This is a genomic window from Mammaliicoccus fleurettii, assembly GCF_003970575.1.
Classification (GTDB): domain Bacteria; phylum Bacillota; class Bacilli; order Staphylococcales; family Staphylococcaceae; genus Mammaliicoccus; species Mammaliicoccus fleurettii.
Window position 1 is genome coordinate 15,890 of record NZ_RXWZ01000024.1, and the last position, 26,099, is coordinate 41,988.

The 26,099-nt window shown below is 31.3% G+C and carries 22 protein-coding genes, 1 riboswitch and 1 other annotated feature; all 22 genes read right to left on the reverse strand.

The features are described 5' to 3' along the window. Window positions 1-588, reverse strand: coding sequence for a ribosome biogenesis GTP-binding protein YihA/YsxC (yihA, locus tag CD129_RS01420; RefSeq protein ID WP_078356433.1), 588 nt, complete (start codon window positions 586-588; stop codon window positions 1-3). Window positions 589-708: 120 nt separating this feature from the next. After that, entirely contained in the window at window positions 709-1,971 is a 1,263-nt protein-coding gene (clpX, locus tag CD129_RS01425; protein WP_126577727.1) for an ATP-dependent Clp protease ATP-binding subunit ClpX, read from the reverse strand. Window positions 1,972-2,093: 122 nt separating this feature from the next. Beyond that, window positions 2,094-3,374 carry a trigger factor gene (gene tig / locus CD129_RS01430; RefSeq protein ID WP_107509047.1) on the reverse strand — a complete coding sequence of 427 codons (1,281 nt, stop codon included), beginning with the start codon at window positions 3,372-3,374 and terminating at the stop codon, window positions 2,094-2,096. Window positions 3,375-3,470: 96 nt separating this feature from the next. After that, on the reverse strand, window positions 3,471-4,397 hold the full coding sequence (locus CD129_RS01435; RefSeq protein WP_078356430.1) for a hypothetical protein: 927 nt from the start codon (window positions 4,395-4,397) through the stop codon (window positions 3,471-3,473). A 2-nt stretch (window positions 4,398-4,399) separates the two neighbouring features. Next, complete coding sequence (locus CD129_RS01440; protein WP_078356429.1) at window positions 4,400-5,023, reverse strand: NUDIX domain-containing protein; 624 nt, start codon at window positions 5,021-5,023, stop codon at window positions 4,400-4,402. Window positions 5,024-5,800: 777 nt separating this feature from the next. Next, window positions 5,801-6,160: a 50S ribosomal protein L20 gene (gene rplT / locus CD129_RS01445; RefSeq protein ID WP_016910906.1), complete on the reverse strand. Its 360-nt coding sequence runs from the start codon at window positions 6,158-6,160 to the stop codon at window positions 5,801-5,803. 42 nt (window positions 6,161-6,202) lie between these two features. Continuing rightward, window positions 6,203-6,403 carry a 50S ribosomal protein L35 gene (rpmI, locus tag CD129_RS01450; RefSeq protein WP_078356428.1) on the reverse strand — a complete coding sequence of 67 codons (201 nt, stop codon included), beginning with the start codon at window positions 6,401-6,403 and terminating at the stop codon, window positions 6,203-6,205. 25 nt (window positions 6,404-6,428) lie between these two features. Then, window positions 6,429-6,959, reverse strand: a complete 531-nt coding sequence (infC, locus tag CD129_RS01455; RefSeq protein ID WP_078356427.1) for a translation initiation factor IF-3 — start codon at window positions 6,957-6,959, stop codon at window positions 6,429-6,431. A gap of 23 nt (window positions 6,960-6,982) precedes the next feature. Beyond that, window positions 6,983-7,108 (reverse strand) — a sequence feature (ribosomal protein L20 leader region). Between the two features lie 52 nt (window positions 7,109-7,160). After that, window positions 7,161-8,654 carry an amino acid permease gene (locus CD129_RS01460; protein ID WP_078356426.1) on the reverse strand — a complete coding sequence of 498 codons (1,494 nt, stop codon included), beginning with the start codon at window positions 8,652-8,654 and terminating at the stop codon, window positions 7,161-7,163. Window positions 8,655-8,743: 89 nt separating this feature from the next. Continuing rightward, window positions 8,744-8,916, reverse strand: a riboswitch (Lysine riboswitch). A gap of 69 nt (window positions 8,917-8,985) precedes the next feature. After that, the gene (thrS, locus tag CD129_RS01465) at window positions 8,986-10,914 is read right to left on the reverse strand and encodes a threonine--tRNA ligase (protein ID WP_115337356.1); all 1,929 of its coding nucleotides are present in this window, start codon (window positions 10,912-10,914) and stop codon (window positions 8,986-8,988) included. Between the two features lie 316 nt (window positions 10,915-11,230). After that, window positions 11,231-12,151 carry a primosomal protein DnaI gene (gene dnaI, locus CD129_RS01470; protein WP_115337355.1) on the reverse strand — a complete coding sequence of 307 codons (921 nt, stop codon included), beginning with the start codon at window positions 12,149-12,151 and terminating at the stop codon, window positions 11,231-11,233. Then, on the reverse strand, window positions 12,151-13,533 hold the full coding sequence (locus CD129_RS01475; protein ID WP_078356423.1) for a replication initiation and membrane attachment family protein: 1,383 nt from the start codon (window positions 13,531-13,533) through the stop codon (window positions 12,151-12,153). Before CD129_RS01475 ends, dnaI begins: the two co-directional genes overlap by 1 nt. A gap of 11 nt (window positions 13,534-13,544) precedes the next feature. Continuing rightward, the gene (nrdR, locus tag CD129_RS01480; protein WP_115337354.1) at window positions 13,545-14,003 is read right to left on the reverse strand and encodes a transcriptional regulator NrdR; all 459 of its coding nucleotides are present in this window, start codon (window positions 14,001-14,003) and stop codon (window positions 13,545-13,547) included. Between the two features lie 191 nt (window positions 14,004-14,194). Then, window positions 14,195-15,229, reverse strand: a complete 1,035-nt coding sequence (locus CD129_RS01485) for a glyceraldehyde-3-phosphate dehydrogenase (RefSeq protein ID WP_115337353.1) — start codon at window positions 15,227-15,229, stop codon at window positions 14,195-14,197. A 230-nt stretch (window positions 15,230-15,459) separates the two neighbouring features. After that, window positions 15,460-16,053 (reverse strand): dephospho-CoA kinase, encoded by a 594-nt coding sequence (gene coaE, locus CD129_RS01490; protein ID WP_115337352.1) that lies wholly within the window; start codon window positions 16,051-16,053, stop codon window positions 15,460-15,462. Window positions 16,054-16,061: 8 nt separating this feature from the next. Further along, a complete protein-coding gene (mutM, locus tag CD129_RS01495; protein ID WP_115337351.1) occupies window positions 16,062-16,934 on the reverse strand; it encodes a DNA-formamidopyrimidine glycosylase in 873 nt (290 codons plus the stop codon). Window positions 16,935-16,955: 21 nt separating this feature from the next. Next, window positions 16,956-19,577: a DNA polymerase I gene (polA, locus tag CD129_RS01500; RefSeq protein WP_115337350.1), complete on the reverse strand. Its 2,622-nt coding sequence runs from the start codon at window positions 19,575-19,577 to the stop codon at window positions 16,956-16,958. A 192-nt stretch (window positions 19,578-19,769) separates the two neighbouring features. After that, complete coding sequence (gene pnpS / locus CD129_RS01505; protein ID WP_115337349.1) at window positions 19,770-21,476, reverse strand: two-component system histidine kinase PnpS; 1,707 nt, start codon at window positions 21,474-21,476, stop codon at window positions 19,770-19,772. After that, window positions 21,469-22,179, reverse strand: a complete 711-nt coding sequence (locus CD129_RS01510; protein WP_078356416.1) for a response regulator transcription factor — start codon at window positions 22,177-22,179, stop codon at window positions 21,469-21,471. The genes pnpS and CD129_RS01510 overlap by 8 nt, the downstream gene beginning before the upstream one ends. A 143-nt stretch (window positions 22,180-22,322) precedes the next feature. Further along, window positions 22,323-23,255 carry a malate dehydrogenase gene (gene mdh, locus CD129_RS01515; protein WP_078356415.1) on the reverse strand — a complete coding sequence of 311 codons (933 nt, stop codon included), beginning with the start codon at window positions 23,253-23,255 and terminating at the stop codon, window positions 22,323-22,325. A gap of 63 nt (window positions 23,256-23,318) precedes the next feature. Next, window positions 23,319-24,587: an NADP-dependent isocitrate dehydrogenase gene (gene icd, locus CD129_RS01520; RefSeq protein WP_078356414.1), complete on the reverse strand. Its 1,269-nt coding sequence runs from the start codon at window positions 24,585-24,587 to the stop codon at window positions 23,319-23,321. A 49-nt stretch (window positions 24,588-24,636) separates the two neighbouring features. Continuing rightward, on the reverse strand, window positions 24,637-25,755 hold the full coding sequence (locus CD129_RS01525) for a citrate synthase (protein WP_078356413.1): 1,119 nt from the start codon (window positions 25,753-25,755) through the stop codon (window positions 24,637-24,639). Window positions 25,756-26,099: the final 344 nt, after the last annotated feature.

The window sequence follows — 26,099 nt, forward strand, 5'->3', positions numbered from 1 at the left end:
TTAAATAAATTGTGACAATAATGCCCATATATTGTCTGTCTTATCTTTATTTAATGAAGAATAACTTATTAATTTATCCTCAGAATCAACCTCTAATGTTTCTCGTATGATTTTTAAATGTTTTTGAACTTTACCTTTTGGTATCTTATCCTCTTTAGTTGCGATAATAATTGTAGGTATTTCAAAATGTTTTAAATAATTATACATCAATACATCATCTTGAGTCGGTTTGTGTCTTATATCCACTAATTGAATGACACATTTTAACTCATTTCTAGTCGTTAAATATTGTTCTATCATCTTACCAAACTGTTCTCTTTGTTTTTTACTCACTTTTGCATATCCATATCCTGGTACATCAACAAATACAAGTTGTTCATCTATATTAAAGAAGTTTAAAGTCTGTGTCTTCCCAGGTTTAGATGACGTTCTAGCAACTTTTTTTCTTGATATTAATGTATTAATAAACGTTGACTTACCAACATTAGAACGCCCACTTAGAGCAATCTCTGGCAAACCAGTTTCAGGATATTGCTTTGGATCAACTGCACTTATAATTATATCTACGTTATTCGGATTAATTTTCATTGTTTTCTCCTACAAATTTGTTTCTTTTATTATATCTTATATTGGCTACATTTTAAATAAACCACAAAGATTAAAGGCTGAGACAATATATTGTCCCAGCCTCTAATAGATTAATAAAGTTTATGCTGATGTTTTTTCATCATTTATTAAGTTACCTTCACTATCAAATAAGTTAGGTAATTTATTATCTCTAATTGTATCTTCAGTAATCACTACTTTACTAACATCGTTGCTTGAAGGAATATCAAACATAATATCAATAAGAGCTTCTTCAATTATAGAACGTAATCCACGTGCACCAGTTTTACGTTCTATAGCTAGTTCACTAATAGCTGTTAATGCATTTTCATCAAATTGTAATTCAACGTCATCTAATTCAAGCATTTTAGTATATTGTTTTACTAATGCATTCTTAGGTTGAGTTAAGATGTTTTTCAATGCATCAACATCTAATGTTTCAAGATTAGCTACAATAGGAATTCTGCCGATAAATTCTGGAATTAAACCATAAGATTGTAAATCTTCAGGTCTAATTTGTGATAGTAATGACTCTTCATCACTAATTTCTTCACCAGAACTACTAAATCCAATGATTTTTTCACCTAATCTACGTTTAATGACTTCATCGATTCCATCAAATGCACCACCAAGAATAAATAGTATATTTGTTGTATCTATTTGAATGAATTCTTGGTTTGGATGTTTTCTACCACCTTGTGGCGGAACACTAGCTGTTGTACCTTCAAGAATTTTAAGCAATGCTTGTTGAACACCTTCACCAGAAACATCTCTTGTTATAGATGTGTTTTCAGATTTACGTGCGATTTTGTCAATCTCATCAACATATATAATACCCTTTTCAGCACTTTCAACATCAAAGTCAGCTGCTTGGATTAATCTTAAAAGTATATTTTCTACGTCTTCACCTACATAACCAGCTTCCGTTAAACTAGTTGCATCTGCTATTGCAAATGGAACGTTTAATGATTTGGCTAATGTTTGAGCAAGTAATGTTTTACCACTACCAGTTGGCCCAATTAATGCGATATTACTTTTTTGTAAATCAACACCATCTTCACTTTCTGAAGGTTGTTGAACACGTTTATAATGGTTATAGACAGCTAATGCTAATGATTTTTTAGCATTTTCTTGTCCGATAACATAGTCATTTAATTGCTCCATAATTTCTTTAGGTGTAGGAACTTCAGTAAATTGTTCTGGCTCTTGTGACTTCAATTCTTCTTCAACTATTTCAGAACAAAGCTCTATACATTCATTACATATATAGACACCACTACCAGCTACAAGTTTTTTAACTTGATCCTGCTCTTTACCACAGAAAGAACATTTTAAGTTTTCTTCACCATCGTTAAATTTAAACATTTTTACACCCCTATTCTTTTTAGACTATACTAAATGTTTTTTACTTTTTCAAATTAAACGAACTAAAAAAGAATAGTAGCAGAAAAATTCTGCTACTATAATTAATTTATACCGAATAACAATTATTCTCCAACTGATTCAGCAACTAATAAGTCGATAACTTTTTGAATTTTAAGATCGTTAACTAAAATATCGTTATTACCTAATGTTGATTTAATATCTTCAACAGATAATCCAAATTGTTCGCTCATTTTAGTCAATTCTGCTTCAACATCTGAATCAGAAACTTCAATGTTCTCAGCATCAGCGATAGCTCTTAAAGTTAAATTAGTTTTAACACGTTTTTCAGCGTCTTCTTTCATTTGTGCTTTAAGTTCTTCTTCTGATTGGCCTGAGAATTGATAGTATAATTCAAGGTTTAAACCTTGTTGTGAAATACGTTGTTCGAATTCTTGCATCATACGATCTAATTCTGTGTTAATCATAGCTTCAGGAATTTCAACTGTAGCGTTATCAGAAGCTTTAGTAATTGCTTCTTCTTTTTCAGTTGCTTCTGCTTGATTTAATTTAGCATCTGCTAAATCTTTACGTAATTTTTCTTTATATTCATCTACTGTTTTAACTGATTCGTCAAGCTCTTGAGCTAACTCATCATCTAATTCTGGAATTTCTTTAGATTTTACTTCGTTAATATCACATTTGAATGTTGCTTCTTTACCAGCTAATTCTTCAGCATGGTATTCTTCAGGGAATGTAACAACAACTTCTTTGCTATCGCTAGCTTTAAGACCAATAAGTTGTTCTTCAAATCCTGGAATGAATGATCCAGAACCAATTTCAAGATCATAACCTTCAGCTTGTCCACCTTCAAATGCTTCGCCGTCAACATAACCATCAAAGTTAATGTTTACAACGTCACCTTGAGCGATTTCGCCTTCTTTAACTGTTAATTCAGCTTGACGACTAACTGCTTCTTCTAAAGCTTTATCGAATTCTTCGTCAGTTACTTCACGATCTTGTTTTTCTATAGCTAGGCCTTTATAGTCACCTAATTCAACTTCTGGTTCAACTGTTACAGTAGCTTCAAAGATAAGTTCTTTACCTTTTTCCATTTGTGTAACGTCGATTTCCGGACGATCAACTGGGTTGATTTCTGCTTCTTCAACTGCATTACCATATGCTTCAGGTAAAATGAAATCTAATGCATCTTGGTATAATGATTCAACACCAAATCTTTGTTCAAATAATGGTCTTGGCATTTTACCTTTACGGAAACCAGGTACATTAATTTGTTTAACAACTTTTTTGAATGCTTTGTCTAAACCTTTATCTACTTCTTCTTTAGGAACCGTAACAGTTAATAAACCTTGGTTACCTTCCTTCTTTTCCCATGTTGCTGTCATGTATAAAAACCTCCGTGATTAACCTAATTTTATAAATTTTCAACTCTTTAATTATAACATAGCTTTCTGATGTTTCAACTATAGTGTTTACATTCATTATAATTTTTCAATAAAATCTATGAATTTGTCCCAATCTGCTTGATTAACACTATTGTAGCTAGCGTCTATAATAAAACGTTCTGATAAAAGTTTCAAGTAACATGCAATTAAAGTTTCATCTTCTAGCTCGCTAAAATCAATTGGATACATTACGATAGCATGTTGATTCAATAAACTTTTAGCTAATTCAATCGATGAAGGACTATCAATTTCAAGTTGATCTATTACTTTAGGTATTATATTTTTGTTTAAATTTGTTCTTTCAATGCCATCTAATTCTATAGGATTAACAGTTAAAAATTCGTTTAATTTTTCAAATTTTACTTCAGCAGACCATTCACTTAATCTTAAATACTCTAAAATCAAACTTTGTACATTTGGATGCAATGTTTCATTCTCTATAATCTGAGCTAAAGTTAAATTAAACACACCTAAATGATTATCAATTAAGTCGATTAAGAGATTAATTTGTTCTTCAAATTGCGTTTCTTTAAATGCTCTCAAAATTTCTGATGCTTTTAACTGTCTTTGATTAAGTTTGTCTTTTGCCATATCTTGAATAGGAAGTAGTGCCATCCTAGTAGAATGTTCAATATTTTCATCTTTAATTTGATTAATGATTTCAACTACTGTTTGATATTGTTCTAAATAATATAGGCTTTCTACAAAATAAATAACAATCTTATCATAATAGTCATGCCCTTGATTTAGCAATATACTTGCTTCTTCTCTCAATTCTAAATAATGACCACACGCTTTTAAAACTTCACATTTTTTTAATGATAGGTCTTCATCCATTGCAAAATGTTGTTCATATAATTCGAACACTTGATACGCTTCATCAAATTGTTCCTTTTGTATAGCAGTATTAATATTTTGTATGAGTTGGTTTTTCAGTTTTGGAAATGGAATGATTTCACTCAAGGTTACTCACCTCTTCTGTATATACCATCTATAATAAGACTACTCCATGTTTCATAGTTTTCATTATTAGATAACTCCGATTGGTTGACCCAATTAATTTTCAATGTGTCAGTTTCGATAGCTTCGACACTTTCTTTTTGGACTTTTAATTTAAACACTACGCCAATATGAACTTTACCAACTTCATTCTGATCATCATTGATAAATCCGATTAACTCCATATTTTCTACATCTTTTTTACTCAAACCAACTTCTTCTTCAAGTTCTCTTGCAGCATTTTCTCTTATCACTTCTTCAACATTAGTAGCATTAGGAACATCATTCATATGTCCACCTACACCTATTGAACTCAATCCGTGAAGTCTACCTTCTCCACCACCAGTTAACCTTTCATAAACTAACACTTCGTTATTTTCATTTTCTAAAATACAATATGAAATCAACTGTTTATATGATGGATCTTCTTCCATGTCTCCACGTCTTTTAGTTTCGTATTGATTAATTGTTTCGTAAATATATTTTGTTTCTTCATCTTGGATAGATTTAAATCCATCGAATTGATATGTTTCATTATTAAAAATTGTCTTTCTTGGTACCACTGTTATCATTTCATCAAATTTAGACATAATAATCTCCTTATTCTTATTTCTACACTATTTTATCAAAGCGTTTATAAAGCGTAAAGGAGTTGGGTCTGTTCGTTCTTTTTTTAATAACATCTTATGATATTGTTCGTGCAAGTTTTCCTTTTTTTTTATACAATCTTACGATTTTTTTCGTGCATGTTTGCCTGCCTTTTTATACAATCTTACGATTTTGTACGTGCATGCTTGTCTACTTTTTTATACAATCTTACGATTTTGTTCGTACATGCTTGCCTACTGTTTTATACAATCTTACGATTTTGATTGTGCATGCTTGCCTACCTTTTTATACAAACTCACGATTTTGTTTGTGCATGTTTACCTACCTTTTATACAATCTTACGATTTTGTTCGTGCATGCTTGCCTAGGGGTATGGTTCGAGCCTGTAGTCTCTCACGCATACTATTCCCTCAGGCGTCAGCACTTACAAAATCATCGTAATAACTAACCATATTTATATAGAAAAATGATTGCTCTAAGTGCTACTACGGATAGTGGACAAATTGAACTTGAATTTATAAGTTCAGTTTGTTTTTTTGTTTTAATAAGTAGATTTGTTGAACATAGAATCAACTCTAGGATAAATTCCACCTATACTATAAATATTTAATTAATATTTGGTATTTTTTAGAGTTGACTCCTGTGGGGTAAGCACGAGCAAAAAAAATGCCAACAAAGTCTAAGAGTAACCAAAATGATTTTTACAAAAAATAAGAGCAGAAATTCAATGAAGAATTTCTGCTCTTATATAGAATATATTATTTAGCTAATGCGTCTTTAGCTTTAGTAGCTAATTCAGCAAATGCTTTTTCATCTGAAACAGCGATTTCAGAAAGCATTTTACGGTTGATGTCAATACCAGCTAATTTAAGACCATTCATTAAACGGCTATAGCTGATGTCGTTTTGACGAGATGCTGCATTAATACGTGCAATCCATAATTTACGGAATTCACGTTTTTTCTGACGACGGTCACGGTAAGCATAGTTACCTGATTTCATTACTTGTTGTTTAGCAACTTTATATAATGTATGTTTTGATCCAAAGTAACCTTTAGATAATTTTAAAACTTTTTTACGACGAGCTCTCGTCACTGTTCCACCTTTAACACGTGGCATTATAATTCCTCCTTAAAATGGACCATTAGTCCGCTATGTTTATTATTTTACGTACGTTAACATTTGTTTAACTCGTTTAGTATCTGATTTAGAAACTAATGAAGCTTTACGTAATTTACGTTTCGCTTTAGTAGATTTGTTTGCAAATAAGTGTGAAGTAAATGATCTAGAACGTTTTAATTGACCTGAACCAGTTCTTTTAACACGTTTAGCTGCTCCACGATGAGTTTTCATTTTAGGCATTGAGATTTCCTCCTATTATTTCGGTTTATTTGTCGTTTGAAATTGGCGCTAACATTAAGAACATTGAACGCCCTTCCATTTTAGGTCTTTGTTCAACTGTTGCTATATCCTTACAAGATTCTGCAAAGCGTTCTAACACGCGTTGACCAATTTCTTTATGCGTAATCGCACGTCCTCTAAATCTAATAGATACTTTAACTTTATCTTCTTTAGATAAGAATTTTTGTGCATGTTTCAATTTAGTTTCAAAGTCATGTTCTTCGATAGTTGGACTTAATCGAATTTCTTTTACACTAACAATTTTTTGTTTCTTACGCATTTCTTTTTCTTTTTTCTGTTGTTCGAATTTATATTTACCGTAATCCATAATTCTTGCAACAGGTGGTTTAGCATTTGGCGCTACTACTACTACATCTAAATCTACTCTTTCAGCCATTTCAATGGCTTCAAATTTTGATTTAACACCAATTTGTTCCCCATCTTGGCCAATAAGGCGAAGTTCTTTCGCACGAATTTTGTCGTTTATTTGAGTCTGATCTTTAGCTATGGTTGACACCTCCTAGAATTTTACGAAGTCGTCCAAGAAAAAAAGAACGAATGCACAATGCACCCGCTCTCCTCCATAAACATTAAAGGTTTATTGTACCTGCTAACTGCTTTACGCGTCACTACAGGTGAGAAGCGGGTATGCCTCTACTTGGTCCGTTTCGTATTCAACAAAACTAATCTTACCAATTATAAACCTTTATGTCAATCTTTATTTAATATTATTTTCAAATTCTTTCATATCGATATCTTGACTTAAATCAACTTGTTTAAGTGGTATCATTTTTGTTTTATATTTCACTTTATGGAAAATAAAGAATGCTAAAAATACTGGAATACCCATATATGTGATGAAGAATCTTCTTGGTTCAAACTCACCAGTTTGTATGAAGTCAACATCTTGACCGACAATTACAATTGCACAAAGTGCAAACGCAAATAACGGACCAAATGGGAATAGCTTTGCAGTATATTTCAATTTTGATTTATCATAATTTTGTAGATCAAATGCTCTTCTAAATCTAAAGTGACTGATTGCTATACCTAGCCAAGCAATAAATCCTGTCATACCTGATGCTGCGATAATATACTCATACGCCCCACCACTTAAATGCTCTATAGCAAATATTAGAACGACAACTACTGCAGTAGCCATAAGTGCTGTATAAGGCACCCCAAATTTATTTGTTTTAGAAAATACTGGCGAAGCAAGTTTATCTTTACTCATAGAGAATAACATTCTCACAGATGCATACATACCAGAATTACCTGCTGATAATACTGAAGTTAATATTACTGCATTCATAAATGAAGCAGCAAATGCTAAACCAGCATTTTCAAATACCAATGTGAATGGTGATTTTGCTATTTCATCGCCACCCATTAAGTTTGGATTAGTATAAGGAATAATCATACCAATTACAAATATTGCTAAAACATAGAATAATATTATTCTCCAAAATACTTGTTTAATTGCTTTAGGTACTGCACGTTCTGGATTTTCAGACTCACCTGCAGTAATACCTATTAACTCTGTACCTTGGAAAGAGAATCCTGCTACTAAGAACACACCTAGAACTAGCAAGAATGTATTAACATTGGAATCTCCGAGGAACGGTGCATCTCCAGCTACAAAGTTTTCGAATCCTAAATACTCTCCACCTAGTAATCCGAATATCGTTAATAACCCAATCCCGATAAAGATTATAACTGTAGCTACTTTAATGAAAGCAAACCAATATTCACTTTCTCCATATACACGTACAGATAATGAATTCAGACCAAATATAATGGCCATAAATATGACACTCCATAACCATGATGGAATAATTTCTAACGGTTCCCAATAGCTGACAACTTGTGAAGCAATTGTAATGTCAGCAGCAACAGTAATAACCCAGTTGAACCAATAATTCCATCCTAATGCAAATCCTAATGAAGGATCTACAAATCGTGTTGCATACGTACTAAAAGATCCTGAAACTGGCAAATATGTTGCCATTTCTCCTAAAGAAGTCATAAGGAAGAACACCATTAATCCTACGACAGCATATGCTAATAATGCTCCACCTGGTCCAGCATCTCTAATCGCACCACCAGAAGTCATAAATAAACCAGTACCTATACAACCTCCAATGGCAATCATAGAAATATGTCTATCTTTAAGCTTTCTTTGAACATTGTTCGTTGATTTTTCTTGAGCCATTGTTTTTTCCCTTTCTTTATTCCACAATCGAGCCACTAAAAAAAGTCGCATATCATTAAGATATGCGACCTATATATGATCATTCCATACAAATTGGTAGCACATCACTTAGTGTGACAGTCCAGTATTTATTCAACACTGGCCCAATAAATAGTATTATGGATACTATTTATTTCGGCAACGTCCCCTTTCATCATTTCAACATACGCGCCATTACGCTTCTGAATAATTACTTTTGAACATCGCAACCTCTAACTCATTACTGAGGAATATTTAATTAAATTTCACTATTAAAACTATACCCGATGAAACGAGTAATTTCAATAGATTATTACTTTTTCAATCTAATTTCATCAACTAAGCTCCAAATAAATTCATCTTTTTCAACTGTATTAGAATCTTTAGAACCGTACTGGCGAACATTCACTTCTTGATTTTCCATTTCTTTGTCACCAACAACGAGCTGATAAGGTATTTTTTTCATTTGAGCTTCACGAATTTTATATCCCATTTTCTCATTTCGATCGTCAATATGAACACGTACACCATGAGATTTCAAATCTTCTTGAATTGTTCTAGCGTAATCATAATGTAAATCAATATTTACAGGAATGATTTCCACTTGTTTCGGTGCTAACCAAATTGGGAATACACCTTTTGTTTCTTCTATTAAGAATGCAGTAAATCTTTCCATAGTAGAAATAACGCCTCTGTGAATTACGACTGGTCGATGTTCTTCACCATCATTACCGATATAAGTTAAATCAAATTTTTGAGGTAATAAGAAATCAAGTTGAGCTGTTGATAAAGTTTCTTCTTTACCCATTGCTGTTTTTACTTGTACGTCTAATTTCGGACCATAAAAGGCCGCTTCCCCTATAGCTTCTTCATAAGGTAATTCCATTTCATCAATTACTTCTTTAAGAACAGTTTGTGCTCTATTCCACATTTCATCATCGTCAAAATACTTTTCTTTATCTTCTGGGTCACGATAACTTAATCTAAATGTATAATCTTCGAATCCAAAGTCATCGTATACATCAAGAATCATATTTACAACACGTTTAAATTCTTCTTTAATTTGATCAGGTCTTACAAAGATATGTGCATCATTTAAAGTCATACCTCTAACACGTTGTAAACCAGATACTGCACCACTTGCTTCATATCTATGCATCATTCCTAATTCTGCAATACGTATTGGTAATTCTCTGTATGAATGACGGCTATTTTTATAAATCATCATATGATGTGGACAGTTCATAGGTCTAAGAACTAATTCTTCATTTCCTAGATCCATTGTAGGGAACATGTCTTCGTGATAATGATCCCAGTGACCAGATTTTTTATAGAAATCAACGTTTGCCATAATTGGAGTATAAACATGGTCATAGCCCATTGCTACTTCTTTATCTACAATATAACGTTCTAATTCACGTCTAATAACTGCACCATTAGGCAACCATAATGGTAGTCCTGCTCCAACATCTTGGTTAGTAGTAAATAATTCTAACTCTTTACCAATTTTTCTATGGTCACGTTCTTTTCTTTCTTCTAAAACTTTCAAATACGCTTTCAATTCTTTCTTATCGAAAAATGCAGTGCCATAAATACGTTGAAGCATCTTATTATTTGAATCGCCTCTCCAATAAGCACCAGCTGTTGATAATAGTTTGAACTCTTTAATTTTTGAAGTTGATGGTACGTGAACGCCACGGCATAAATCAGTGAATTCACCTTGAGTGTATAAAGTTACATTTTCATCTTCAGGTATAGCATCTATTAATTCCAATTTATATTCATCATTTTTAAAGAAATCTTTTGCTTCGTCGCGTGTTACAACTTTACGTTCAATCTTAAAGTTTTCATTTACGATTTGCTTCATTTCTTTTTCTATAGTTTCGAAGTCGTCACTAGAAATTTTGTGTTCAGTATCTACATCATAATAGAAACCACCTTCAATAACAGGACCAACACCAAACTTTACATCACCGTATAATCTTTGTAATGCTTGAGCCATCAAATGTGCTGTAGAATGTCTTAATACTTCTAAAGCATCATCACTACCTGGTGTAACGATTTCTAGCTCCCCATCATTTTCCAAAGGTCTTGTTAAATCTACTAGTTGATTATTAAATTTACCGGCAACTGCTTTTTTTCTTAATCCTGGACTAATAGATTGAGCAATTTCTTCAGTTGTAGTGCCTTGTTCATACCCTTTCACATTACCATCTGGAAATTTAATGTTTATTTCACTCATAACGACTTCCTCCTCATTTTTTCTATTAAAGAACATAAAAAAGAGACCTCATCCAAAGGGACGAAATCTCTCGCGGTACCACCCTCATTAACGCACTCAAAAACTGAGCACGATAACTCTACATAAGATAACGGTCTTGAGCCGTATGTGGATTAACACATCATGTATGAGGGAGTAACAATTTATATTGCATTATCTCAATTCCAGCGATATGAGACTCTCTGTAAATGCTTTATAGACGTCATGTCCTCTAAATTTTTATATTCATTTAAGATAATTCAATTATACAACTCTATTATAAAATATCAAGTTAAATTTAAGCTCTATAATTTTTACCATCTAGCTCGTAATCTTCAGTTATTGTTTTGATTCTTTCCATAATACGACTCGCTTTTGTAATTTCTGCACCTTGTCTCGTCTTACTTAAATGAAACTCTAATTCATCAAAGTTAAAATTAGAACTGAAAAATGTCGGCAATTTGTGAACCATTCTATAATGTAGCAATGGTCCTAATATTTCATCTCTTACCCATGGTGTTAATTCTTCCGCACCAATATCATCCAACATCAATACTTTTGCTTCACGAGCTGATTCAAATCTATCACTAAAGGATCCATCGTTAAATCCATTTTTCAACACTCTAATAAATTCTGGTAAATAAATTATTGTAGATGGCTGTTTTTTAAATTTAAGTTGGTTAGATATCGCACCTAGAATATATGATTTACCTGTACCAAAAGGACCATGAATATAAAGACCTTTTGTATCTTCTCCAGCAACAATTTTATTGCATATTTCCATGGCTTTTTTAATAATAGTCATCCTCGACTCATTATCAACATATATATCTTTAATTGTTGCCTTTAAAGTTTCTTCTGGCATTTGGAATGACGTGACAAGATTTGATTCAAATTTACGTTCGTCATATTCAATTTTATTTGGACAAGGTAAATACCTTGTTTTTATGTGATCATTTTCAATATATAATTCTGGTACATGCCCTTTTACAAAATTTATACATTTACTATAACTCGCACATTTTTCACAGCATTTAGATTGGTCTTTATAAGCTTGTAACTGGTCTAGATCAGTCTCAATTATTTCATTTGTTAACTCTGACTGGTGTTCATCTAAAAATGCTTTAACTTCTTTATGAGTGAGTGTATCTTTTTTTATCTTTTCCAATCTCTTTTGAAAATCTTTATTTTGTTTTAAATGTTGACCTAATGGTTCCATTAATGATCACCTTCTTTCCAAAAAGCTTCCATTTCTTTTTGAAGCTCTTGCTTTCTTTTTTCAAATGCAGCATTCGATTCGTTATTTTTCTGTTGTTCATCTTTTGGTTTTTCAGATGACTTTTGTTTCAACAACCATTCAGGTGTTTTTTCAATTGATTTTAACTTAAATGAGTTATTCGATGTATTAATGCGCTCTTTTTTCTTTTCTTCAGTTTGTTTATCAAGTTTTTTAATATGATGATACGCTTCTTCAGCAGAAGTTAATTTTAGTTTTTTCCAATTTGAAGCAATTTCTTCAATATATGCTTTCGGTAACTGCATGTTTTTTGTAAACATTACATATTGTAACAATATATTCAATACGCCAAACGGTAATTTCTCTCTTGTTATAATATCTTCAACAACCCTTTTTTGGGCAGTCGTAGGTTCTGATTTTGTAAATGATGACAACATCTCAATCGGACTAGTTGTATCAAGTAATTCAAACCATGACAACAGAGAATCTACTTCCTGCTGTGAATCATTTAGTTCAGATTTGGGTTTTTCTCGTTTTAGTTCTAACGCAGGAAGTTCACCTTCGTGCTCAATTTGATATATGGAACGTGCATGTTTTCTTAAATCTTGTAGAGAAATCGTTTGATTTTCTGTTATTGATTTTAAAATAATTGATTTCATTTCAACTGGCGTAATGCCATATAAAGTTGCTATTTGAATAATGACTTCTTTAGTTTGTTTGTTCAATATTTCTTTAGAAATCAAATGATTATTCAATAATAACTCCAACATTTCAAAATCAAATTGCACATCCGATAAATCAAGCCCTTTACTTTTAGTGTCTAATTTAATTTGAATATCATCTTGATGTTCTAATTCTGATAACTTAGGAATTTTAAACACATCAGTGAAACTTTTCGTCACTTCATTATATTCTGTTGTTGATATACTTTTATCTTTGTATCTATTTTTTAATGAAATATATCTCGCTTTACCGATTTGTTGGTATAAAAATACCGATAACAATGGGTCATTGAAAAACTGTTCTGTTGTTGCTGGTTGTTCTAGCATATATACAAATGTTTGTTCTTGTTGATTAGTCTTAAAGAAAGTTTTTAATAAACCAATACCTTCTAACAAATCGAGTGAATCTCTAAAACTAGATAAATTAATTTTCAAATCATTCATTATCGTGTAATGGTTATATGCTTCTATTTCATTATGATAGTTAAATTGTGATAAATATAAATAAACACCAATTGCATCTGTTCCAATTAATGGCGTGTATAAGCTGATTAATATATCTTGATGAACATGTGTATAATTATAATTTGATTTAACATAAAAACCATCACTTGGTTTTACGCCATTAAAATATTCCGCCATTAATACTCACCTTACTTTCGGTCTTTCAATATACCTTGCATTGATTTTAATAATTGATCGACATCTTTAAATTCTCTATATACTGAAGCGAATCTTACATATGAAACTTGATCCACGTCCATTAAATGTTCCATAACTTTTTCCCCAATATCATTGGAAGATACTTCTGTAATACCTTCAGATCTTAATTCTTTTTCTACTTGATTCGTAATATCTTCCAACTTTTGATAAGCAACCGGTCTTTTCTCACATGATCGAACCAATCCATTTAATATTTTATCTCTATTGAAAGTTTGTCTAGCTCCATCTTTTTTAACGACTATTAGTGGCGTAAGTTCTACCCTCTCGAAAGTTGTGAAACGAAAGCCACATGATTCACATTCTCTTCTTCGTCTAATTGCAACTAAATCATCAACATGTCTAGAGTCTACTACTTTAGAATTTTCGTATTTACAGTTTGGACATCTCATTCGTTTCACCTCTTATATACATTTAATTTCATACATAAATTATACAGTAGTTTCGTATATTTTTAAACGCTCACTATTTTACATAGGGTATACAATAATACATTTATCACTTAAAAGAAATTATTTTAATAAAAAGAACGTAATGTGGAATTAGTTTTACCACATTACGTTCTTCTCGTAAATTATATTAATTATGAAATTTTTTGTTCTCTAACTTCTGATAAAATATTTGCAACTTGTTCAGCTAATTCTACAACTCTCATTGAATAGCCCCACTCATTGTCGTACCAAGCTAATACTTTAACTTTATTTGAATCGATTACCATTGTAGATTGCTCGTCAACAATTGCCGAATGAGGATCTGTATTAAAGTCTATAGATACAAGCGGTTCATCATTTACATCCATAATACCTTTCAATGGACCATTACTTGCTTGACGTAATGCATCGTTAACCTGTTCAACTGTCACATCTGTCTTTAAATCTACTACTAAATCAACAAGAGATACATTGGAAGTTGGAACTCTCAAAGCCATACCGTGCATCTTACCTTCAAGTTCAGGAAGTACGAGTGCTAAAGCTTTAGCAGCGCCTGTTGAAGTTGGGATAATACTATCAGTACAAGAACGAGCTCTTCTTAAATCTTTATGCGGATTATCTAGATTTTTTTGATCATTAGTAAAAGCATGAACAGTTGTCATTAATCCATTTTCAATGCCAAAAGTATCATTAAGTACTTTAGCAACAGGACTTAAACAATTTGTTGTACAAGATGCGTTAGATAATATGTCATACTTATTCAAATCAATCTCATTATCATTCACACCTCTTACGATAGTTTGAACTTGACCACCTTTAGAAGGTCCAGTTAATATAACTTTTTTAGCACCAGCATCAATATGAGAAATTGCTTTATCTCCATGATTGAATTTACCAGTTGCTTCGATAACGATATCGATATCTAAAGTTCCCCATGGCAATAATTTAGGATCTCTTTCAGAAACTAGTAGTATTTTATGACCATCTATAACAATACCATCTTCAACCGCTTCAATTTCTCCATCTAATTTACCGTGCGTTGAATCATATTTAATTAAATGTGCAATTGTTTCTGGTGGATAAGAAGCATTGATAGCTACAATGTTTAAAAGATCAGATTTAAGTGAACCTCTCAATACCATTCTTCCAATTCTTCCTAAACCATTAATTGCAATATTTTTCGTCATAGTCGAGAACCCCTTTTAATGTGATATACTATTTATTGCAATTAGTATATCACATTAAAAGTTTATTGAAAACGTTTTCTAATATGTTTTTTAAAAATTTATCATTAGTTTAATGTAAATAAAAATAAGCAATAAAAATGCTAATGTATCAAAAAAACACTCTCAGTCCATTAATTCCAAACAGGCTGAGAGTGTTATATATATTTTATAAGAATTATTACTTTAACGACCTATATATTAAAGTTGTTTGTGAGTAATGTTTCTATATTTTGAGTTAAATCTACTAATGATCCATTATTGTCTATAATAACATCTGCCATTTCTTTTTTTTCTTCAATAGGCATTTGTGATTTGATTCTTGATAATGCTTCTTCATCAGTTAATTGATTACGCTGTTTCAAACGAACTATTTGTGTTTCCTTTGTAGTATAAACCAACCATGTTTCATCTACTGTATCTTGAAGATTGTTCTCAAATAATAATGGTATATCCATAATGACATTTTTATCTTTTTTTAACCCTAACTGTTTTTCTTCTTCCATAATTTCTCTAACAATAGGGTGAACAATGTTATTAAGTTTTTTCCTCATGTCTTCGTCTTTAAAAACGATTGATCCTACATACAGTCTATTCATTTCACCATTTAATATTGCTTTTTTACCAAATACTTCTTCTACTTGTCGAAGCCCTTTACTACCTGTTTCAACAGCTTTTCGACTTGCAACATCAGCATCAACAATATAAAATCCACGTTCTTTTAACATCTTTGAAACGGTTGATTTACCCGTTGCAATGCCTCCTGTTAAGCCTATGACTTTCGGCATTTTTTCACCTACTTTTGACAATTTGGACAATAATGTGTATTTCTTGTCGCTATAACTTTCTGGAGTACTGGTCCACCACATTGACCACATACTTTTTTACCATATATTAAATGTTTCTCTTGCATCGTTCCTTTTTCACCGTCTGCATTATAATAGTCTGATATACTCGATCCACCATTATCTATTCCTTCTTGCAGGACGTTAACCACTTCTTTAAACACTTTCTCTCTCTCATTTACTGTTAAATCTTTTATAATTCTCGTAGGTAAAACGCCTGCTCTTAATAAAGCTTCACAAGCGTATATATTCCCACAACCTGATATAACAGTATGATCCAATATAGCAACTTTTATTGGTTTATTAATAAATTTCTTTGACATAATTTTTTCCAGATAATGTTCATAAGCTTCTTTTACAAATGGTTCAGGTGCTATTTTCAGTACAGAGGGATACTCATTCAACTCATCTAACGCTCTCAATTCACCAAATCTACGAATGTCTGTATAAATAAGTTTCAATCCATTATCTAATGCAAAAATCACATGCCAATGCTTTCTATGATTTTCTATTTCTATATTAGATAGCTCAGGAACAGTAAAAAATGCGCCAGTCATTCCAAAATGACACATAATGATTTTACTTTCTGATTCTTTTTCAATTTCCATAAAAATATATTTACTTCTTCTATATACATTTACGATTTTAAATTGTTCTGTTCGTTCCTTAAACAATTCTAAAGTTGTTCCTTTTATAATTGTTTCTTTCCCAACTTCTTTTCCAATTTTCACTTTATCTGAAAAAGATACATTTTGAATAGTTGCACCTAGTATTCTAGGTGTAATCACTCTTTTAACACTTTCAACTTCTGGTAATTCTGGCATATTCAATCTTCTTTCTATTACTTATTTTGCATCGTACCATGTTTCTCCATAACTTGATTCTACACTTAATGGCACTGATAACTCGAGTGCATTATCCATGATATCTTCAACGAATGGTTTAAATGTTTCTAATTCGTCTTTCGGAACTTCAAAAATCAATTCATCGTGTACTTGTAATAACAATTTAGCTTTAAATTCTTTTTCTTTCATTTTATTAGAAAATTGAACCATTGCTAATTTTATAATGTCAGCTGCGCTACCTTGAATTGGTGTGTTCATTGCAGTTCTTTCTGCAAAACTTCTTAAATTAAAGTTTCTATTCGTAATATCAGGTGTGTATCTACGTCTATGAAGCAATGTTTCCACGTAACCTTTTTGCTTAGCATCTTGAACGATAGTATCCATATATTCTTTTACTTTAGGGAAACTATCTAAATAATCATCTATGAATTTTTTAGCAGCTTTTCTTGTTATACCTAAACTTTGGCTAAGTCCATAATCACTTATACCATATACAATTCCAAAGTTTACTGCTTTTGCTTGTCTTCTCATATTTGAGGTTACTTCCTCTTTTTCTACGTTAAACACTCTCATCGCAGTAGTTGTATGGATATCTTCATTAGCAGTAAAAGCTTCTTTCATATGTTCGTCACCTGTTATATCAGCCAACACTCGCAACTCGATTTGTGAATAGTCAGCAGCAAAAATAACGTGATTTTCTTTACTTGGACGAAATGCTTTTCTGATTTTTCTACCTTCTTCTAACCGTATCGGTATATTTTGTAAGTTAGGTTCTATTGAGCTTAATCTACCAGTTTGAGCCAAGGTTTGATTAAATCTAGTATGAATCTTACCTTCTGAAGTTATCATTTTTTGTAAGCCTTCAATGTAAGTCGATTGTAATTTAGCAAGTTGTCTATAAACTAAAATATCTTCAATAATTGGATGTTCATTTCTCAATTGTTCTAATACATCAACTGCTGTAGAATAGCCTGTTTTTGTTTTTTTAATAATAGGTAATTTTAAATCTTCAAATAAAACTACACCTAGCTGTTTAGGTGAATTTATATTAAATTCACTTCCAGCATGATTGTGAATCTGTTCAATCAATTTATCGATACGAACTTTTAAATCTTCTTGCATTTCAACTAATGTATCTTTATCTACAGTTATACCGATATATTCCATTTCAGCTAATACTCTTGCTAATGGTAACTCTAAATCATCATGTAGACTAAGTTGCGCTCTTTCTTTCAGTAGCTCGACCATTTTTTCTTTTGTCTCAAATATTGCAGTTACTTTTTTAGCAATACATTCAAAAAGTACTTCACGTTCAGGAACATGTAGCTTTTTACCTTTACCATATATACTTTCATCATTTGGTACATAATAAATGCCAAACTCAGAAACAACTGAGTACACATCATCGATTGTTCTAGATGGATCCAATATATAACTAGCGAGCATTGTATCAAATTGAATATTTTCAACTTTAATACCTAATCTTTCACATAAAATAATTGTCTTTTTAGAATCATATGCTGAGAATTTCACATTCCCATTTTCTAACCAAGCGTGTAAGTCTTTATTTTGTTCGAGTTCTTCAAGTGAAATGACATACGTTTTATCATTGGCATGAATTGCAAATCCAAGAATATCAGCCTTTAAATAATTGTTTTCGTTTGTTTCAAAATGTATAGCTGCTTCTTTAATATTTGCAAAATCAAAATCTTTTAAATGATCTTGATATTCTATGATGCGATCGTCTGATACTTCAGTACTCGCATCCATTTGATCAAGTAACTGTTTGAATTCTAAAGTTTTGAATAATTTAATTTTTTCCTCATCACCATTATCCGTTAACTTCAAATCATCTATCGTTACTTCAATTGGACTATCTCTATTGATTGTTGCAAGTTCTTTACTAAGCTTTGCATTATCTTCATTATCTATAAGTTTTTCTTTCATTTTAGATTGTTTTAATTCATCTATATTATTATAAACGCCATCAACAGTATCATATTGTTTCAACAATTTAATCGCAGTTTTCTCGCCAATTCCCGGCACACCAGGAATGTTATCAGACTTATCACCCATAAGTCCTTTCATTTCTATAATCTGCTTTGGTTCTAGTCCATCATATTTTTCTGAAATAAATTCAGGAGTATAATGATCAATATCAGTTACACCTTTTTTTGTATAATAAATCGTTACGTTTTCACTAGCTAATTGTGTTAAGTCACGATCACCCGTAATAATGATTGTCTTTAAATTTTTTTCATCAGCTTGTTTTGATAGTGTACCGATAATGTCATCTGCTTCATAATTTTCTAATTCATAATGTTTAATATGATAGCTTTCTACTAACTGGCGTATATATTGTAATTGGCTTCTTAGTTCATCTGGCGTCTTCTCTCGTCCACCCTTGTATTCACTGTACATTTTATTTCTAAACGTAGTCTTCCCTGCATCAAATGCAACCATAAAGTGTGTAGGTTCTTCTTCTTTTATAATTTTATCTAAAATCATTGTAAAACCATATATTGCATTAGTATAAACACCAGCTTTATTAGTTAATAAAGGCAATGCAAAAAACGCTCTAAATGATAAACTATTACCATCAATCAGTACCAATTTTTCCAATGTAGGATACCTCCATTATTATATTGATTTTATTTTATCATACCTCACACTATAATCAGATTGTTTCGCATAAAATAAAAAAAAGCGAAATACATATGTATTTCGCTCAATCATCAAAATGAAGGGGTCTATATTTATTCTATCTATCAATAATTAATTCAGCATGAATAAATTGTAAAGATTCTATAAAGATTATTTATTAAATAGCTTCACAATAAAATCAGAACCTTTACCGACTTCTGATTCTACTTTAATTTGTCCATTATGTGCTTCAATGATATGTTTTGTAATTGATAATCCTAATCCTGTTCCACCTGAATCTCTACTTCTTGCTTTATCCACTCTATAAAATCTTTCAAATATTCGTCTTTGTTCATCTACTGATATACCAATACCATTGTCTTTAACTGAAATGACTTGGCCATCTCCATCATTTTTGATTGTAAGAACAATATGACTAGATTTTGGTGAATAACTAATTGCATTTGTTATTAAATTAATCAAAACTTGAGTGATTTTATCTTTATCTCCAAATGAAATAACATTTTCGTCTATTTTGTTTATTATTTCTATGTCTTTCTTCATAGCAACATTGGCAACTGTATTTATTGTATGTTCTCCTATTTCAGTGAGAGATATTTGCTCTTTAGGAATTTCATCATTTTGTTCAATTTTTGATAAATCAAGTAAATCTTGAACTAACGACTGAATTCTATTAGACTCCTCAAGAATAATATTTAAGAACATATCTAATGATTCTGGATCATTTTTAGCACCATCTAACAATGTTTCTGCAAAACCTTTTATAGATGTTATTGGTGTACGTAACTCATGAGATACATTGGCAACAAAATCTTTTCGCATATGTTCTAATTTTTTTAATTTTGTTATATCATGCATAACGACAACCAAACCTAATAAGTTACGCTTTCTTCTAGATAACACAGGTATAACTGATACTTCAAAAAATTTATTATGAACATTATTAATAGTTATTTCAACTTGTTCAAACACCGGTTCTTCTAACTTTAATGATTCAATCATCATTTGAGAGATTTCAGCGTTTGGCATTACATCTTTAAATAATTGACCTTCTGCATTACCAACACGGTCAAATAAATCATGATATGTTTTATTCGCAATAACGATAACACCATCTCTATCTACCATCAATGTTGCACTAGGTATATTTTCTAATGTAGTCTCTAATCTATTTCTTTGTAATTTTTGCTCATTATTTAAATCATCTAAAGTTCTAGCAAGCTCATTTGTATTAATAAATAACTCTTTCGTTTCTTTAACATTACTTTCTGGAACTCTAACACGATATTTTCCTGAAGCTAATAATTTTGTAGCATAAGTTACTTCTTTTATTGGATGTATATAAGAAGTATTAATATATCTAACTACAAAATATATAAGCGGTAACATAAAGCATAGAACGAGTAATAAATACTTCCATATATCTTTTTGAATAATAGATATAGTATCCGTTTGCTTAGCTATAGCTATAGTATAGTCATTGTATTTTTTAGCATATAAAATTTCAGAATCAATTTTGTCAACTGAGAAATATTCATCAAAAGATTTTGCATCTGAAATTGCTTTCTTCTTTTCTTTTTTAAATAGTTTTGTATTATTTTCTGTTGAGTTATAGATTACTTTACCATTTTTTTCTAGATAAATATCTTGCTCAAACACATCAAGTATTTCGTTAATTTTTTGTGGTTCTTTTTTAGCGATGTTATATATTTTTTGAGATTCTGTTTTTAATAATTTTTGCTGTTGTTTAGAAATTAAATCATAACTAGAATTATGAAGGAAAAACCCTAATATAAGAAAACTTACAACAGTGACCGTTGTAAGTATAATTAATAACTTATTATAAAATTTAATCATTGTTCTTTGGTCTTTCTAACTTATAGCCTAAACCCCTAACTGTTTTAATAAATTGAGGTTGCTTAGGATTCTCTTCAAGTTTATCCCTCAAATGGCTAATATGTACATCAACTATTCTAGAGTCGCCAGCAAATTCATAATTCCATACTGAATTTAACATATGTTCACGTGTTATAACTCGTCCTTGTCTTTCAATTAAATAAAGTAATAGTTCAAATTCTTTAGGTGTTAATTCTAATAATTCGTCATTTCTATAAACTTCGAAAAAGTCAGGTCTGATTCTAATAGAACCTAAAATAATATCTTCATCGTCATCTGAGTTTTGAGTTTCAACTTGACCGACACGTCGTAAAATTGCTTTAACACGAGCTACCACTTCACGGGGTGAAAATGGCTTCGTCATATAATCATCTGCACCTAATTCTAGACCTAATACTCTATCAAATTCGTCATCCTTGGCAGTAAGCATTAAAATTGGAACTTGATTTTTGTCAGAACGAATCGTTTTACATACTTCAATTCCATCTTTTTCAGGTAACATTACATCTAATACTAATAAATCAGGCTTTTCTTCGTTAACCATTTCTAATGCTTGAACACCATCGTAAGCTACGATTACTTGGTATCCAGCTTGTTCTATATTATATTTCAGCAATGTAACGATAGATTGTTCATCGTCTACAACCAATACTTTTTGTGACATGCAAGGTCCTCCTTAAGCGATTTAATATAATTATAACTTAAATTATTAAAAAAATAATGCATATTTAGAGAACTTTACAAAAAGTTAACACTTTCTAAACATTAAGGCTGATTCTTTACCGAATCAGCCTTATTCCTATTATTTTATTGTAAAATATCTCTAACAACTTTAACTGATTCAGCAGATTCATCTAATAGTTCTTTTTCTTCATCAGTTAAGTCTAATTCAAGGACGCTTTCTATTCCATTTTTACCTAATACAGTAGGCACACCTAAATATATATCATTATATCCATATTCGCCTTCTAAATATGCAATTGAAGGCAATACTCTTTTTTGATCTTTCAAGATTGCTTCAGTCATTTCTATTAAAGCTGCACCAGGTGCATAATAAGCAGAACCATTCCCTAATAGGTTAACGATTTCAGCTCCACCTTTTCTAGTTCTATCTACAATCTCATTAATTTTATCTTGTGATAATAAATTTTCTAATGGTACACCACCAGCTGTAGAATATCTAATTAAAGGTACCATTGTATCACCATGACCACCTAATACGAATCCTGTAACGTCTTTTACAGATAAATCTAAAGCATCTGCGATAAATGTTCTAAATCTTGCAGTATCAAGGACACCAGACTGACCGATTACTCTTTCTTTTGGTAAACCTGATTCTTTATAAACTGTATAAGTCATTGCATCAACAGGATTTGTTAACACTATAATAACTGTATTAGGTGAATATTTAACGATTTGTTCTGTTACTGATTTCATTACATTTTGATTTGTTTGAACTAAATCGTCACGTGACATACCTGGCTTTCTCGCAATACCAGCCGTAATAATAACAACATCTGAGTCTTTAGTATCTTCATAGTTTGAAGTACCTATTACTTTTGAATCAAAAGATAATACTGGAGCACTTTCTGCTATATCGAGTGCTTTTCCTTTAGTAGGATTTTCTGACTGTGGCATATCCACCAAAACAATGTCACCTAATTCCTTTTGAGCTGCAATGAAAGCAGCAGTTGCACCAGTAAATCCTGCACCAATTATTGATATCTTCTTCCTTGCCATAATATTCATCTCCTTATAAATAAAAGGAAGGTTATAAATAACCTTCCTCAATTAATACTTTATTTATGGTAAATTTTTAATTAATTCATCAGCAAATTCTGAAGATTTAACTTCAGTCGCGCCATCCATTAAACGAGCAAAGTCATATGTTACTACTTTAGAAGCAATTGTTGCTTCTACAGATTGAGTTACTTTATCTGCAGCTTCTTGCCATCCTAAATGTTCTAACATTAATACACCACTAAGTAAAACTGATGAAGGGTTTACTTTGTCTAAACCAGCGTATTTTGGAGCTGTACCGTGAGTAGCTTCAAATATTGCATGTCCAGTTTCATAGTTAATATTCGCTCCTGGAGCAATTCCAATACCACCAACTTGAGCTGCTAATGCATCTGAAATGTAGTCACCATTTAAGTTCATAGTCGCTACAACATCAAATTCAGCTGGGCGAGTTAAGATTTGTTGCAAGAAGATATCAGCAATTGAATCTTTAACAATTAACTTACCTTCTGCTTCAGCATTTGATTGTGCTTTGTTTGCTGCATCTTTACCTTGTTCTTCAACAATTTTATCATATTGTTGCCAAGTAAATACTCTATCACCGAATTCACGTTCTGCTAGATCGTAACCCCATTTTTTGAATGCACCTTCAGTGAATTTCATAATGTTACCTTTATGTACTAAAGTAACATTTCTACGATTGTTATCGAATGCATAGTTAATAGCTGCTCTTACTAGTCTTTCAGTTCCTTCTTTTGAAACTGGTTTGATACCTATACCTGAAGTTTCTGGGAATCTAATGTTTTTAGCACCCATTTCATTTTGTAAGAAGTCTACTACTTTTTTAACATCATCTGTGCCTTCTTGGAATTCAATACCAGCATAAATATCTTCTGTATTTTCACGGAAGATAACCATATCTGTATCTTCTGGACGTTTAACTGGTGAAGGAACACCTTTAAACCAACGTACAGGACGTAGACAAGTGAATAAATCTAACTCTTGACGTAAAGCAACGTTTAGTGAACGAATACCTCCACCAATTGGAGTTGTTAATGGTCCTTTAATTGCGATTAAATATTCTCTAATTGTATCTAAAGTCGCTTCAGGTAACCATTCGCCAGTTTCATCGAATGCTTTTTGACCAGCTAAAACTTCTTTCCATTCGATTTTCTTCTCACCATTATATGCTTTTTCTACTGCAGCATCTAATACTCTACTTGCTGCATTCCAAATATCTGGACCAATTCCGTCTCCGATAATAAATGGTACGACCGGGTTATTTGGAACATTTAATACGCCTTGATTTGTTGTGATTTTTTCTGCTGTCATTATATTATTCCTCCATCTAATTTGTGTTATTTATATTATATTAACTATATTATCGTTTTTCAATCGCTTCGTATTTACGATCACGCGCGCCAGTGTATTCAGCTCTTGGTCTCATTATTCTATTTGTTCTATATTGTTCAAGAATATGAGCTGTCCAACCTGACATACGACTAACTGCGAAAATTGGTGTAAATAAGTCATGATCAATACCCATACTATGATATACAGTAGCACTATAGAAATCTACATTAGGTAATAATCCTTTTTCTTCTTTCATTATTTCAGCAATGCGTAATGAAATTTCAAATAATTCTTTTTGACCTGATTCATCTGTTATACGACGACTCATTTCTTTTAAATATTTAGCTCTTGGATCACCATTTTTGTATACTCTATGTCCAAAGCCCATGATTTTTTCTTTATTTGCTATTTTTTCTTTAATATAATCGTCTGTTTTATCGACTGTACCAATTTCAGTTAACATTTTCATAACTTGCTCGTTAGCGCCACCATGTAATGGTCCTTTAAGAGCTCCAGCTGCTGCAGTTACACCTGAATACATATCAGATAAAGTTGAAACTGCAACTCTCGCTGTAAATGTAGATGCATTAAATTCATGGTCTGCATGTAAAATTAAAGCTTTATTGAAACCTTCAACTTCAACATCAGTTGGAATTTCTCCTCTTAACATATATAAGAAGTTTGCTGCATATGTTAATTCTTTTTTAGGTTTAACAACTTGCTTACCTTGTCTCACACGTGAAAATGAAGCTACTAATGAAGCTATTTTCGCTTGGATTCTAATTGCACGTTCATAATTAGATTCTTCGTCGAATACTTCTGCTTTAGGATCAAAATGAGCAAGATAAGATAACGATGTACGTAACCCTGTCATTGGGTGTATTTTATCCGTTGCATAATCTTCAAAGTGACTATACATTCTTGGATTTAAAGTCATATAATCAAATAACTTCCCATTTAATTCTTCTAATTCTGCTTTATTAGGTAATCTTAAATTCCAAAGTAAAAACATTACCTCTTCAAATAATGCATTTTCAGTTAGATCATCTATTTCATAACCTGCGTAAGTTAATTGATTATCTATAATTGAACTAATTTCAGTTTCAGAAGCAATGATACCTTCTAAACCTTTTGCTACTTGTGCCATAATAATATCCCCCTTACTAAATAATTGCCCATATATGTAATGGCTTTCATATTACATTATATATAATTTCTGTTGATTTGTGAATGCGAAGACCTTTGAAACTTAAAAAAAGTTAGTAATTGAAATTAAATTAAATTATACAAATGTAAATTTATCGTTTTTATAATATTCATATAATAAATTAAATATACCTCCAAAACGTGAACAACAAAGGATTTTTAAGATAATTATATCTTATCACATTTATCAGATTTAGTCCTTTTTACACTTTAACCATTCATTTTTATTATTATATATGATAAAAATTATAAATCATGATTTAAGTAAAATTTAACCATTAATAT

Bases quoted from the DNA above. Each gene is read 5' to 3' on its own strand.
- CD129_RS01440 (WP_078356429.1), bottom strand. From the start codon at position 5,023: ATGTCTAAATTTGATGAAATGATAACAGTGGTACCAAGAAAGACAATT.
- CD129_RS01460 (WP_078356426.1), bottom strand. From the start codon at position 8,654: ATGGCTCAAGAAAAATCAACGAACAATGTTCAAAGAAAGCTTAAAGAT.
- mutM (WP_115337351.1), bottom strand. From the start codon at position 16,934: ATGCCAGAATTACCAGAAGTTGAAAGTGTTAAAAGAGTGATTACACCT.
- rplT (WP_016910906.1), bottom strand. From the start codon at position 6,160: ATGCCACGTGTTAAAGGTGGAACAGTGACGAGAGCTCGTCGTAAAAAA.
- yihA (WP_078356433.1), bottom strand. From the start codon at position 588: ATGAAAATTAATCCGAATAACGTAGATATAATTATAAGTGCAGTTGAT.
- clpX (WP_126577727.1), bottom strand. From the start codon at position 1,971: ATGTTTAAATTTAACGATGGTGAAGAAAACTTAAAATGTTCTTTCTGT.
- pnpS (WP_115337349.1), bottom strand. From the start codon at position 21,476: ATGATTAAATTTTATAATAAGTTATTAATTATACTTACAACGGTCACT.
- mdh (WP_078356415.1), bottom strand. From the start codon at position 23,255: ATGGCAAGGAAGAAGATATCAATAATTGGTGCAGGATTTACTGGTGCA.
- nrdR (WP_115337354.1), bottom strand. From the start codon at position 14,003: ATGAGATGTCCAAACTGTAAATACGAAAATTCTAAAGTAGTAGACTCT.
- CD129_RS01525 (WP_078356413.1), bottom strand. From the start codon at position 25,755: ATGGCACAAGTAGCAAAAGGTTTAGAAGGTATCATTGCTTCTGAAACT.
- icd (WP_078356414.1), bottom strand. From the start codon at position 24,587: ATGACAGCAGAAAAAATCACAACAAATCAAGGCGTATTAAATGTTCCA.
- rpmI (WP_078356428.1), bottom strand. From the start codon at position 6,403: ATGCCTAAAATGAAAACTCATCGTGGAGCAGCTAAACGTGTTAAAAGA.
- CD129_RS01510 (WP_078356416.1), bottom strand. From the start codon at position 22,179: ATGTCACAAAAAGTATTGGTTGTAGACGATGAACAATCTATCGTTACA.
- CD129_RS01475 (WP_078356423.1), bottom strand. From the start codon at position 13,533: ATGGCGGAATATTTTAATGGCGTAAAACCAAGTGATGGTTTTTATGTT.
- thrS (WP_115337356.1), bottom strand. From the start codon at position 10,914: ATGAGTGAAATAAACATTAAATTTCCAGATGGTAATGTGAAAGGGTAT.
- tig (WP_107509047.1), bottom strand. From the start codon at position 3,374: ATGACAGCAACATGGGAAAAGAAGGAAGGTAACCAAGGTTTATTAACT.
- CD129_RS01485 (WP_115337353.1), bottom strand. From the start codon at position 15,229: ATGACGAAAAATATTGCAATTAATGGTTTAGGAAGAATTGGAAGAATG.
- coaE (WP_115337352.1), bottom strand. From the start codon at position 16,053: ATGCCGAAAGTCATAGGCTTAACAGGAGGCATTGCAACGGGTAAATCA.
- dnaI (WP_115337355.1), bottom strand. From the start codon at position 12,151: ATGGAACCATTAGGTCAACATTTAAAACAAAATAAAGATTTTCAAAAG.